Origin of the sequence: Aquibacillus salsiterrae (assembly GCF_028416595.1) — a bacterium.
GTDB lineage: Bacteria > Bacillota > Bacilli > Bacillales > Amphibacillaceae > Aquibacillus_A > Aquibacillus_A salsiterrae.
In genome coordinates this window covers 35501-49254 of the sequence record NZ_JAMQKC010000005.1, presented here as the reverse complement: position 1 = coordinate 49254, position 13754 = coordinate 35501, and the positions used below count along the sequence as shown (strand labels likewise).

General features: G+C 34.5%; 10 protein-coding genes. 9 read left to right on the top strand and 1 reads right to left on the bottom strand.

All coding sequences use genetic code 11. From position 1 onward, the window contains the following. Positions 1-13 precede the first annotated feature (13 nt). Genes NC799_RS08070 through NC799_RS08060 form a run of 3 tightly spaced genes read left to right on the top strand, consistent with a single transcriptional unit; the run spans position 14 to position 2452 of the window. Positions 14-958, top strand: coding sequence for a carbohydrate ABC transporter permease (locus NC799_RS08070; RefSeq protein ID WP_272445910.1), 945 nt, complete (start codon positions 14-16; stop codon positions 956-958). 1 nt (position 959) lies between these two features. Continuing rightward, positions 960-1805, top strand: coding sequence for a carbohydrate ABC transporter permease (locus NC799_RS08065; protein ID WP_272445909.1), 846 nt, complete (start codon positions 960-962; stop codon positions 1803-1805). Between the two features lie 35 nt (positions 1806-1840). Further along, on the top strand, positions 1841-2452 hold the full coding sequence (locus tag NC799_RS08060) for a YesL family protein (RefSeq protein ID WP_272445908.1): 612 nt from the start codon (positions 1841-1843) through the stop codon (positions 2450-2452). 124 nt (positions 2453-2576) lie between these two features. Here NC799_RS08060 and NC799_RS08055 read toward each other — a convergent pair whose 3' ends face one another. Next, positions 2577-3479, bottom strand: coding sequence for an ArsR/SmtB family transcription factor (locus NC799_RS08055; protein ID WP_272445907.1), 903 nt, complete (start codon positions 3477-3479; stop codon positions 2577-2579). Between the two features lie 254 nt (positions 3480-3733). Here NC799_RS08055 and NC799_RS08050 point away from each other — a divergent pair, with 254 nt between their 5' ends. The 6 genes from NC799_RS08050 to NC799_RS08025 all read left to right on the top strand — a co-directional run bounded on the left by NC799_RS08050 (position 3734) and on the right by NC799_RS08025 (position 13730). After that, entirely contained in the window at positions 3734-6655 is a 2922-nt protein-coding gene (locus NC799_RS08050) for an extracellular solute-binding protein (protein ID WP_272445906.1), read from the top strand. Between the two features lie 11 nt (positions 6656-6666). Next, positions 6667-7548, top strand: coding sequence for a carbohydrate ABC transporter permease (locus NC799_RS08045; RefSeq protein WP_272445905.1), 882 nt, complete (start codon positions 6667-6669; stop codon positions 7546-7548). An 81-nt stretch (positions 7549-7629) separates the two neighbouring features. Further along, entirely contained in the window at positions 7630-8499 is an 870-nt protein-coding gene (locus NC799_RS08040; RefSeq protein WP_272445904.1) for a carbohydrate ABC transporter permease, read from the top strand. A gap of 8 nt (positions 8500-8507) precedes the next feature. Next, positions 8508-10550: a YIP1 family protein gene (locus tag NC799_RS08035; protein ID WP_272445903.1), complete on the top strand. Its 2043-nt coding sequence runs from the start codon at positions 8508-8510 to the stop codon at positions 10548-10550. Continuing rightward, positions 10543-12870, top strand: a complete 2328-nt coding sequence (locus NC799_RS08030; RefSeq protein ID WP_272446081.1) for a DUF5696 domain-containing protein — start codon at positions 10543-10545, stop codon at positions 12868-12870. The genes NC799_RS08035 and NC799_RS08030 overlap by 8 nt, the downstream gene beginning before the upstream one ends. Then, the gene (locus tag NC799_RS08025) at positions 12870-13730 is read left to right on the top strand and encodes a carbohydrate ABC transporter permease (protein ID WP_272445902.1); all 861 of its coding nucleotides are present in this window, start codon (positions 12870-12872) and stop codon (positions 13728-13730) included. The genes NC799_RS08030 and NC799_RS08025 overlap by 1 nt, the downstream gene beginning before the upstream one ends. The last annotated feature ends 24 nt before the right edge of the window (positions 13731-13754 follow it).

The following is a 13754-nucleotide window of genomic DNA, read 5'->3' as shown; positions in this document are numbered from 1 at the left end:
GAGGGGGTTCCGGATGTTGTCAACTGATAAAAGTACGAGTGTGCAATTGTCTCAAACAAAACAGCCTAATAAAGTTGCAAAATTTCTAAATTCCAAAAAGGTAGTACCTTATGTTTTCGTATCACCATTTTTACTATCTTTTCTTATTTTTACACTTTATCCAGCAATAAAAGGTATAATTATGAGTTTCCAAAGTGTATTACCTGGGCAAGTAGAATTTATCGGTATAAGAAACTACGAAAGAATCTTTAATCCTACTTTCTATAAAGCACTTGGGAATACGACTGTTTACGTCGTTTTAACTGTTACAATATTAACCATTTTACCAATACTATTTTCAATTCTTTTGGATTCTAAATTAGTAAAAGGTAAAACGGTTTATCGTGCAGCATTGTTTATGCCTGCATTAGCATCTACAATTGTAGCTGGTATGGTTTTCCGCTTATTGTTTGGTGAAACTGACACCGCGGCGGCAAACCAAATTGTAGGTTGGTTTGGTGTAGACCCTATCCAGTGGAAGTACAACGCGTGGTCGGGTATGTTCCTAATGGTCATCCTTGCTTCTTGGAAGTGGATGGGGGTTAATATTCTTTATTTCCTAGCAGGTCTTCAAAATATTCCTAACGAATTATATGAAGCCGCTGACATTGATGGGGCAAGTAGAATTCAAAAGTTATGGTATGTTACGTTGCCATTTTTGAAGCCGGTTACAATTTTTGTCGTAACTATTTCTATTATTAATGGTTTTAGAATGTTCGAAGAAAGTTTTGTATTCTGGTCAGCCGGTTCTCCCGGGAACATTGGTTTAACTGTGGTAGGATACATTTACCAACAAGGTATTCAACAAAATGACATGGGCTTTGGTGCCGCTATAGGTGTAATATTAATGATAATTATCTTTGTCATTAGTCTAATTCAGTTGTTCCTAACTGGAGCATTCAAGAGGGGAGATGAGTAAGATGAATAAACAAGAATCTAAAAATAAAGGGTTAAAAGTGTTAATTAACGTTAGCTTTATTATTGTCTCGTTTATTGCCTTGTTCCCGATTCTAAGTCTTTTACTTTCATCGCTAAGGCCTTCATCTGAGTTAATGCGTAATGGTATTAGTTTAACTTTTGATCCATCAACATTAAATTTTGATAACTATACGTATATTTTCACACAAGCATATCAATATTGGGCATGGTATGGTAATAGTATAACGATATCTGCATTAACCATTGTTCTATCTTTATTCTTTTCTTCCATGGTTGGTTATGCGCTTGCTTGTTATGATTTTAAGGGTAGAAACTTTTTCTTCGTCCTGGTTTTGTTTATTTTAATGATTCCGTTTGAAATCTTAATGTTACCGCTTTATAAAATGATGATTAGCTTTCAGTTAATTAACACGTATGCAGCTGTATTGCTACCCGCTATTGTTGCGCCAATTGCAGTGTTCTTTTTTAGACAGTATGCACTGGGATTGCCTAAGGAATTAATGGATGCAGCTCGTATTGACGGGTCAAATGAATACGGTATCTTTTTCAAAATTATGTTACCTCTAATGTTACCTTCATTAGCTGCGATGGCAATATTACAAGGTTTAGGTAGCTGGAACAACTTTTTATGGCCTTTGATTGTTCTACGTTCCAATGATATGTTTACCTTGCCGATCGGTCTTGCAACGCTATTGACACCATACGGAAATAACTACGATGTGTTAATTGCTGGGTCTGTGATGACGATTGTTCCAATTATTATTTTGTTTATCTTCTTCCAAAAATATTTCGTATCTGGACTTACAGTTGGAGGGGTTAAAGGTTAAAATAGGAGTATTAGAATTAAAAGGTGGACGGCAACATGGATGGAAAGCAGATTGTTACAACACTTGATTTAGTACTTCAATGGATTACACGGTTAGCATGGCTCAATATATTGTGGTTTATGTTTTCTATCTTTGGCTTGTTCGTGGCTGGAGTTTTTCCAGCTACGGTAGCCACGTTAGGAGTCGCACGGAAGTGGTTAAAAGGTGACCACGAGTTAAAGGTTTGGAAAACATTTAACCAGATATATCGTCAAGAGTTAGTAAGTGCTAATATCATTGGCTGGATTTTAGCGTTTTTTGGTGGATTGCTGTATTTCAATTATCGAGTGATTCTACAAACCCAGGATAAGTTACCGTTTTATATTCCATTTGCTTTTTACCTACTCGTCTTTTTTTATTTAATTGTTGTAATTTGGGCATTTCCATTATTGGTACATTTTCAAGCAAAATGGTCTCAGCATATGAAAAATGCTATTATTATTGGCTTAACAAAAATCCAGTACACCTTTTTTGCTGGAATATATGTCTTTGCCGTTTTCTACTTTTCATTAGAATACCCAGGATTTATTCCCTTTTTTACGATAAGCTTGTCAGCTTTAGGTTGGATGTGGGTAACGATGAGGGTTTTTTTAAAAATCAATGGGTGAACCCTTTTCAAGAATCTTTTGTTTCCATTAAACCAGGAAATCTCATCGAAAAATAGTTTGTATGTAAGAGTCTATCAAAGATAAACAAACACACCAATATACCTCTGGTAATTGGTGTGTTTGTTTATATATAGTATATTTTAAAATTAATATCTTGGTCGTGATTTCCAAATTTTCTTCCAAAAATAGTAACTCCACCGACATGTTTTGCATCCTCTTTTACTTCCACACGCAGTGTCCAACTATCACAAGTTTGGTCTAAGTCATCAATATTCACATCAGACAAAGGATCTCCGTCAATGTATGTCCCGTGGTTCGTAATTCGAATTGTTTTTAGTAATCCATATTGATTTATATTGTCGGGCCACCAAGCAGGAGTGTACTTTCCTCTAGTATCTGCAAAGTCACCAGGACTAATCCAAGTGCCTAACTCAAGACCATTTAATGAAAAGGTTATGTCCGAGGGCCAAACGTCATTAGAAAATGGGAATTCCGAACACAACTCCATAGTTATGTCAAACTGTTGTAATGATTCATCATTGGTAAGCAAGTTTGGGGCCTTGTATTCAACAAAACCTTGTGTAAACCAGAGAATTTTTGCATCTATTCGACTAGGGTCCATGAAGATTTTTGTTTCATCAACCGGCCCGAGGAAATCTTTTTCCGAAGCTATTCCACAAGTTGGTACTACATCAATATCAGTATAATGACCTACTGGCACCGATATTTCGTGAGTTGCAAAGGAATGGTAAATCTTTTTTGGGAAGTTAATCTCAATATGGTCCACTTTAAGGATGGAAATCTTTTGCATACCTGATTTGCCGGGTATTCTTTCAGTTATTATAATTCCGGCATCTTCTAGCTTTTTAACATGTTTTATAACAATCGGACTACTAATTCCTAATTCTTCTGATAATTCTTTAATGTTCATTTTATTTTTAGATAGCAGTTGAATAATTTTTAATCTAACCTCACTAGCCAATGCTTGATAAACGATTAGAGAAGAATCGTCAATTTGTAACTGCACTAATTTATCCACCTTTCCAATCATTAACTAAAATGCATATAAAATTAAATATAAATTAACACAAAACTTAACAATCGTCTACATTTAAATGTAGTACATCTACTTACATAACATTTTTGTTATGTTAATAATAATATTATACATATAATTTACCTATTAATTATTGACAACGCTATCATACTTGGATATAGTTATCCGTATAAGTGGTAGATGTTGATGGTTGTTAACAAATTAATTAAGTTTGGGGTGATATTTTGTTTTCTCTAAATAATAAAAAGATAATTGTGTCCTTTATTGTATTCATTTTAATTCTTACCCAAATTCAAAGTTCATCCGTAATTGCCGGTGAAAATGAAAAAGAGGGTGCGGTAACAAATTCAAAATTGTTAACCAACGATATTTCATTTATTGATGAAAGATATAGTAGTTATTTGACAGCTAATCAAGATCAGGCGATTTATCAAGGAGAAAAACTCACCTTTGATTCTATGGAAACAATATTGGTAGAACAAGAGTTTTTAAAAAGTGTTGATGGTAGCATGGTTGCTGCTTTAAAACAGAACGATGAAGTGACATTAGTCATTGACGCTCCCAAAAATGCACTTTATCAAATTGCTTTGAATTTCAAAACTGAAAATGATTATGTCCTACCTGTCCGAATGGACTTGAAAGTAAATGATGACCGATTATTTTATGAACTTAGAAATCTAGTGTTTGAAAGTGAATGGATGTCACCTGAAGAAATACGTAAGGACAAGTATGGAAATGAAATTGTTCCTCAACCTGTAAAAGGCCATAACTGGCAGAAGAAGTTTATTATGGACTCCAGTTATCGAACGAACGATCCGTTTCTTATTGAACTTGAAAAGGGAGAGAACGAGTTAACCTTTAATGTGTTAGAAGGAGAAATACTAGTTAAGTCGTTAGAATTATCATCTCCAACTAAACTTGAAAGTAATGAGCAAAAAAGTGTGACAGGAAGTAACTTTATTTCCGTTCAAGGAGAAGATATAGCTCTACGTAATGATTCATCAATTCGAGCCGGTTCTTTATACAATGTTGATTTAACTCCGTATAGTGCAGAAAACCGAGTATTAAATTATTTAGCAGATGATTCTTTTAAAAAACCTGGTCATGAAGTTCAATATGAGTTTGAAGTTAGAGAAGACGGCTATTATTATCTTGGACTAAATTATCAACAAGGTTCAAAAGCCGATTTCCCGGTATTTATGCAGATAAAGTTAGATGGCAAAATCCCATTTAAGAAATTTAAAGACTACCCATTTGAGTATACACGAGGGTTTGAAAATACGACACTAATCAATAAAGAAACTAATGAAAAGATACCGGTTTATTTGAAAAGGGGAACACATAAGGTTAGTTTTATGATTAGTATAGCTCCTTTAAAGCCAACGATTGAAAAAGTTGAACAATTATCAAGTGAAATTCAAGCTTTGTCTCTTGAATTAACAAATTTAGCAGGACCTAACTTGGATCGTAACCGCGACATTGATATTGAAGAGTTTTTGCCGGGTGTTGAGAACCAATTAATAAACTGGGCAGATGAAATAAATCAATTATATCAAGGTTTGAAAGCTTTCAGTCCGAATGTAACTGAAATCGGGGCATTTTCACAGCTGAATATAGCAGAAGAACAATTAAAGAGTTTGGCAGAAGAAGTTGATAAGTTGATTGTTAGGAAAAATGAGTTGTCAACAGGTACAAATTCGATAACCGCATATTTAGGGACATTGTTACAACAAATCAATGATAATGGCTTTGCAATCGATCAAATTTACTTTTATCAAGATGAAAAGGATATTCCTAAAGGCAAAGGGTTTCTGTACAAACAGTATTCGAAACTTGAAAGGTTAGTCAAGTCATTTGGTAATCAAGATTACTCAGTAGACAGTACAGACCCTAATCACTTACAAGTCTGGATTAATCGACCGAGACAATATGTTGAAATAATTCAGCAACTCATTGATGAAGAATTCACACCTGAAACAGGAATTGAAGTGGATTTGTCTTTAATGCCCGATCAAAACAAGTTAATTTTAGCGAATGCAGCAGGTGATGCACCAGATGTTGCCGTTGGCGTTAACTATGCACTTCCTTTTGAAATTGCTATTCGTGGTGCGTTGCAAAATTTAGAAGAATATAAAGATTTTGGTGAAGTGAAAAATAGATTTCCGCAAGGGTTGTTAATACCCGGAACAGTGGAAGGTGGAACATATTCTATTCCGGACACCATGAACTTCTGGGTTTTATTCTATCGAAAGGATATTCTAGAAAAACTTCAATTGCCGGTACCAGATACTTTGGACCAAGTGAGAACATATCTACCAGAATTGCAACGAAAAGGGATGAACTTCTTTTATCCAACAGCTGGTATGCCAGGATTGAAAATATTTGCAGGAACAATGCCGGTTATCTATCAAAATGGTGGTAAATTTTATGGGGAGACAATTGGTCAGACTCAATTAAATGATAATGAAACGATAGAGGGCATGAGACAATTAACGGAATTGTTTACAATTTACAATGCCCCTTATGATGTGCCCAGCTTTTATCAACAATTCCGCGATGGCTCATTACCAATAGGCATTTCTGATTATTTCATGTACAACTTGATTTTAAACGCAGCACCTGAAATTGCTAATTTGTGGGACATTGCGCTAATGCCGGGTGTAGAAAATGAAAATGGTGAAATTCAAAGATGGTCTGCAGGTGGTGCAGAAAGTAATATCATTTTTAAAGAATCAGACAAGAAAGAAGACGCATGGGAATTCTTGAAGTGGTGGTCTGATAAAGAAGTCCAAGTAGCTTTTGGAAACATTCTACAAACTACTTATGGAAAAGAATACATTTGGAATACGGCAAACATTGAAGCGTTTGACGAGTTGCCATGGGTAACGAATCACAAAAATGTCATTCTAGAGCAAACGGAGTGGGTAACCGAAGTTCCTAGAGTTCCGGGTAGTTACATGTTAGAGAGAGAACTGAGTAATGCTTATAACTCAATTGTACTAGATGGAGAAAACTTAAGAAATGCAGTTGACTTAGCGAGTAAGCGAGTAAAACGAGAAACATTACGAAAATTAGAAGAATTTGGATATTACAAAGATGGGAATATGATTAAACCTTATCTGAATCCAGCGTCGAACAACGAGTAGGGGGTTAAAAGATGCACACGGACAAAAAAACACCATATCTGTTTTTACTCCCATATATTCTTTTGTTTTTAACGTTTATCATTATACCTATTATTATGGCAATCTACCTATCCTTCACAAACTTTAATACTATTGAAAGGCCAGACCTAATAGGATTTTTAAACTATATAAACTTACTAACACAAGATGAAATATTCATGCAATATGTATTGCCGAATACGGTGTTATTTGCAGTTATAGTTGGGCCGGGAGGGTATATACTATCCTTCCTTCTTGCTTGGTGTTTGGCACAATTAACAACTTTACCACGGATGATTTTAGCACTAATCTTTTATTCACCTTCAATGACCCAAGGGGTTGCGATGGCCGTTGTCTGGAAAATAATGTTTAGTGGAAATCAATCAGGATATGTCAACAGTATTTTGATGCGCTGGGGAATCATAACAGAACCGATAATCTTTTTGCAAGATACAAGGTTCATCTTACCTATCATGATTATTGTGGCATTGTGGAGCAGTATGGGGGTCGGTTTCCTAGCGATGTTAGCTGGGGTATTGAATATTGATCAAACACTTTATGAAGCAGGAGCAATTGACGGTATAAAAAATCGTTTTCAAGAATTATTTTACATTACTATTCCATCAATGAAACCACAAATGCTATTTGGTGCGGTGATGGCTATTGTAGGAACATTTTCAACAGGGATTATTGGGGTTCAGTTAACTGGGGCAAATCCAACCCCTGGTTACGCAGGACAATTAATTGTCAATCATATCGAGGATTATGGTTTTATCCGTTTTGAAATGGGTTATGCTGCAGCGTTATCAGTTGTTTTATTATTAATTATTTACATGTTTTCCTACATTTCCAAAAAATTATTTAGTGAAACATAACAGTTTTATTCGATTTGTTAGGTGACAAAAGTATGAAAGCTTAATTGTAGCTTATACCACCTAAAGAAAGGAAAGATTTTTATGGCATTGAAAGGTAGTGGCATTAACCCGAAAAAATTTCACAGGAGCCAAATAAAGTTTTACATTTTTTTAATACCATTTGCAGTCTTTATGATGCTGCCCATTTTGTTTATCGTAAATCATGCGTTTAAACCATTAGATGAATTGTATGCCTTTCCTCCTAGATTCTTTGTTTACAAACCGACATTTGAGAACTTTCAGAACCTATTTGAATTAGCAAATACGTCGGGCATACCATTAAGTAGGTATTTATTAAATAGTTTAATTGTAACGTCAGCGGTTGTATTTTTATCCGTTATTATCTCTTCCATGGCTGGATTTGTTCTATCCAAGAAGAATTTCAAAGGTAAATTTACTCTCTTTGAGATAAACAATGCCGCGTTAATGTTCGTTCCAATCGCAGTAATTATTCCAAGGTTTTTAACAGTATCGTTTTTAGGAATTGATAATACATTTTTCGCTCACATCTTACCGTTACTGGCTATGCCCGTTGGTCTATTCTTAATAAAACAGTTCATTGATCAAATACCAGATTCGTTAATCGAGGCGGCAATCATTGATGGGGCAAGTGATTTCAAAATTTATTGGAAGATAATCTTACCACTAATTAAACCAGCTATTGCAACTGCTGCAATTCTAGCATTTCAATTAGTTTGGAACGATTTAGAGACTTCGACACTTTATACTACAAGCGAGAATATGAGAACACTGGCATTCTTTATGAATACGCTCGCAATTGAAACAAATGTTGTAGTCGGCCAAGGAATGGCAGCGGTAGCTTCACTAATCATGTTTGTTCCTAACTTAGTTTTATTTATCATTTTACAAAGTAAGGTGATGAACACAATGTCACATTCTGGGTTAAAGTAGGTGTGAAAATGAATAAAACAAAGAAGTATAAAGCGATCCTGGTTCTATCTTTTATGTTATTCTTCACAGGTCATGTTCAGGTTTTCGCTAACACAGCTTATAAAACATTTACCGAGGATGGTTACGGTGATTATGTCCAAACCCAGACTGCTTATACGGTAAAGGATACAATTGTTAAGTTTGGGGATGAATTGTTTAGCCAAGCTTCTGACTTGAAAATTGATAAACGAGGATTACTATATATATCCGATACAAATAATCACCGAATTTTAGTAGGCGACCGACAAGGCAATTTGGTTAATATTATCGGAGAAGATCTTTTAAAAAAGCCAAATGGAATTTTTATTACTGAAGAGAATAAGTTATATGTTGCTGATGAGGCAGCAGCGAAGGTATATGTTTTCTCCCTGAAAGGGGAACTGTTAAATGAATATAGTAAGCCAGACAGTATTCTTTTTGGCAAAACGTCAACGTTTGTACCTAAAAAACTTGCTGTCGACAAACGAGGTAATATCTTTATCATATCTCGTGGTAATTCTAACGGAATAATTCAAATTAATGAACGAAGTGGCGATTTTATTGGATATTTTGCTCCTAATAATACAATGGTTACACCGTTAACCGAATTTAGAAAAGCGATATTTACAGAAGAACAATTAAGTAAAATGATTGATATGGTACCACCAACAGCTGAAAATTTAAATATTGATGATAAAGGTTTAGTCTATACAGTTTCACAAGGGGAAAGAGTAGTACCCGTAAAGAAATTAAACATGGCAGGGAAAAACATCATAGATACAACAGCGAATGATCCCTTTTCGGTGTCTGTGGACATTGGGTCTTTAGAGAATGTTTTTGTTGCAGGTGAAAATGGGTTTATTTATGAATACACAAAAGAGGGGAACTTGTTATTTGTTTTTGGTGGTAGCGATGATGGGAGACAACGAGTTGGTTTATTTAACAAGATTTCTGCAATTGCTTTAGATCAGAAAGATAATATCTATGCGCTAGATCCGGAAAAGAATAAGATACAGATTTTTCAACCGACTGAATTTGCCAATCTAGTTCATAATGCGTTATCACTTTATCAAAATGGTGATTACGAAGCTAGTAAGGGACCTTGGCTGGAAGTTACCAAATTAAATAGTTTGTTTGATTTTGCCAATCTTGGTCTTGGTGAAGCTTATTTTAAGGAAGAAAACTATCAAGAGGCGTTGACTTCCTTCCGTAAGGCTAAATATAAACCGGGTTATTCTGATTCTTTTTGGGAAATTCGTAATGAGTGGATGCGAAACAATATTATCCAGTTAATCGGAATTATCATTGGTTTAGTGATCCTGAAGAAAATCATTAGTCGATTAGAAAAAAAATATCAAATTTATGCGAAATTTGCCGAAAAGTTGGATAAGAAATATAACTTACAACTAGTCAAGAATCTATATTTCTTGAAAAGCCTTATTCGCCATCCAATCGATAGTTTTTATAGCATAAAGTATGAAAACAAAACTAATTATCTTTCTGCAAATATTCTGTTGATTTTGTTCTTTGTTATTTACGTAATGGAAAAATATTATTCAGGGTTTATTTTCAGAAGTGTAGAAGATGGAAGTTATGCAATTGGCTCAGATTTTGTTTTTGTAGTAAGCGCATTTTTGTTAGTTATTATATCTAACTATTTAGTTTGTACGATTAACGATGGTGAAGGGAAGTTTAAGCATATTTACAGTGCATTTATATATTCTTTTGCACCGTACTTCATGATTAAGCCGTTTGTTATTTTAGCTAGTAATGTATTTACACTTAACGAATCTTATTTACTAGAGTTCACCAACTTTTTCACGTATTCGTGGGTGGCTATTCTATTAATTGTGATGATTAAGGAAATTAATAATTACACAATTGGAGAAACGTTTAAAATCATATTCTTAACGGCGTTTACAATTTTAATTGGTGTACTGCTGATTTTCATAGTTTATGTCTTAATATCACAAATGCTGTCGTTTGTAATGTCTCTATTTAACGAGGGGGTGTATCGAATTGAAAATGGTTAATAAAAAAACACTAACTAAAAGCATCATGTTTATCATCATTGCAAGTTTAGTATTTTTTATTTTCACCAAAGATGATGATTCGGAAAATGATGAATCGCAGTACGGGAATGGATCAGCAACTACCCAGCAAAAAAGCAATACTAGTAAGGAGGAACTTACTCCGCAGTCAATGTCGAATGAAACAGAAGAAATGGATAACATTCCTGAAGTTCGAGCAAAACAAGTCGATACTACCCAAGAAGAAATTGATGGACATAAATATTTATTAGAAAACGATAAGTATGAAATGTATTTTAAGGAAGAAAACTTGTCAATCATCATGCGGGATAAAACAACCGGTGCAGTTATGTATTCAACAGTGGAAAATCCGGTCGAGAGTAACCAAGAATGGAAAAACTTTATGAAGTCGGCAGTTGTAATGGAGTATTTAGTAGGAACAAATATTGTAACTTATCGTGCAGATATGTATTCGGAAAATCCTACAAAAGAAGTGGTCTACAAGAATGATGGGTTTGTTGCAAAAGTAACTTATCCAGGACTTGAAATCTCATATCAATTGGAAGTTACGTTAACTGACTCAGGAATAGTTGTTGAAATACCACAAGACAAGATTGTAGAAAATAGTGACAAGTTTAAAGTTTCTGGTTTTTATGTGTATCCGTTCTTAGGTTATTCTAAATTGGATAATCGAGATGGTTATATGTTTATTCCAGATGGTTCTGGAGCATTAATCTATTTGGAAGATAATGATGGAAAATATAAGCAACCATATTCCGAAATGGTTTATGGTAATAATCCTGGTGTTGATGAATCTTACGTTCTCTCCTTATTTCATCGAATGAATCCATTTAATGAAACAGAGAAAATATTGGCTCCTGTATTCGGTATGGTGCAGACTGATACGCAAATGGGCTATCTTGGCATTATTGAAGAAGGTCAATACAGCGCGAAAATTGAGGCTTATCCAAATGGAGCGATTTTGCCATATAATTGGATAACTTCAAAATTTATTTATAGACAAGTTTATAATCAACCAACAAGTAAGGATTCCGGAACAATGGTTGTGCGACAAAAAAGTAAAAATGACTTTAATATTAAAGTTAGGTACCAGTTCGTATCCAAAGATGAAGCTGATTATGTTGGTTTAGCTCAAGTTTATCGTGACTACCTTCTAGAAACAGATCAAATAGTTGAGCAAGAAGATCAATTTAAAGCTCGTGTAGATTTATTTGGTGCAGATGTGGAAAATGGATTGATTTTTAAGAAAGACGTGCCGATGACCACTTTTGCTCAAGCAAGCTCAATTTATGGCGATTTACAAGAAAATGGTGTTGACCAAATTTTGTCAATCTATAAAGGATGGCAAAACGGAGGATATTATGCGGGATTGCCTATACAATCTTTTGATCCGGAGTCATCGTTGGACGATGAAATGGAACTAAAGGAGTTATTAAACGAAAGTAAGGAAAGAAATATTGACTTATTCCTCTATCATGATGCATTAAGAATTAATATGGAAGAGCTTGGTAACACAAGGTATAAGGTTATGAAAAAATTTAATAAACGGACATATGAAGAGGGGGTCTACGGGAAAGCTTATCAATATTTAAATTATTTAAATCCCGAATCGACTGTCGAAATACTAAAAGAAGTAGAAGACACTTACAAAAACAATGGGACAGAAAATGTAATGATTAGTGGGATTTCAAATAAGTTGTTCTCCTATAGTGAAAGGAGTAAAGAATTCGACCGAATTGCGACTAAAGAACGATATGAGTCAATAATTTCTGAATATGATCAAAACTTTAATTTAATGTTAGAGCAGCCTTTCTCTTATCTTTGGAAATATTCAAATGCCATTATTGATCTGCCAACTCAATCTTCTGACTATATCTTTACCGATGAGGATATTCCATTCATAGCTCTTACATTGAAGGGAATTGTCCCAATGTATGCAGAATATATTAATTTCCAGGCAAACCAAGTGGAGTTCTTCCTGAAGATGGTAGAGCAAGGGTTGAATCCGTCCTTCTATATTACCAATGAGGACCCGGCAGACTTACTAAATACCAATTCATCTGATATTTATAGTTCAAAATATGAACGGTATAAGAAAATGATTCAAGATTATTACGGAAAATTAAAACAAGTAAATGAGGTAACAGAAGATTCAGTTATCGAAGACTATGTGCGTACAAATGGTGTTACGAAAGTAAGTTACAGTAATGGAGCAACCATTTATGTCAACTACCAAGAGAATGATGTGATAGTCGATGGACAAACGATTAAAGCACTCTCATATAAGGTGGTGCAAGATTAATGAAATTTAAAATGAAAAGAACAACCATATATGGTTATTTATTTATCTTACCTTGGCTACTTGGATTTTTAGCATTAGTGTTGTTGCCGCTCATTCAATCCTTCTATTATAGTATGAATGATATGAGGATCACACCAGTGGGACTGAAATTTAAATATGTTGGTTTTAACAATTATTTAGATGTATGGCTTAAAGATATGTTCTTTATTCAAGAGTTATTAGGATTTGTACTTGATACGATTCTTAGGGTGCCGGTTATTGTAGTCTTTGCTTTAATTATCGCAATGCTACTGAATCAGAATGTGAAATTTAAAGGCTCATTCCGAACAATCTTTTTTCTGCCAGTTATTGTGGCTAGTGGTCCTGTTATCAATCAGCTAACTAGTCAAGATGCTACAACAATACCATTGGTTAACCAGGACGTGATTATTGGTATTTTGGCTGGATTGTTCCCAATATGGTTCGCTACACAAATTGGTGAATTATTTGGACAAATCATTATTATCCTCTGGTATTCCGGAGTTCAAATACTAATCTTTCTAGCAGTTTTACAAAAGATTGATCCAAGTCTTTATGAAGCGGCAAAGATTGATGGGGGTTCTTCTTGGGAATGTTTTTGGAAAATCACATTACCAACAATAAAACCAATTGTCCTTGTTAATTTTATTTACACGCTAGTATCGCTAGCCAATAGTAATCAAAACCCAATCATTAACCTCATTTATACCAATATGTTTGCTGCGACAAGAGGTTATGGGTTTGCATCCGCGATGGCGTGGATGTATGCAGTGGTTATCGCAATTCTATTATTGGTTATTGCTTTCGTTTTCCGAGAAAGGAAACCGAAGAGATATGTTTAACACAGGGCCTAGAAAGGGGGGGAA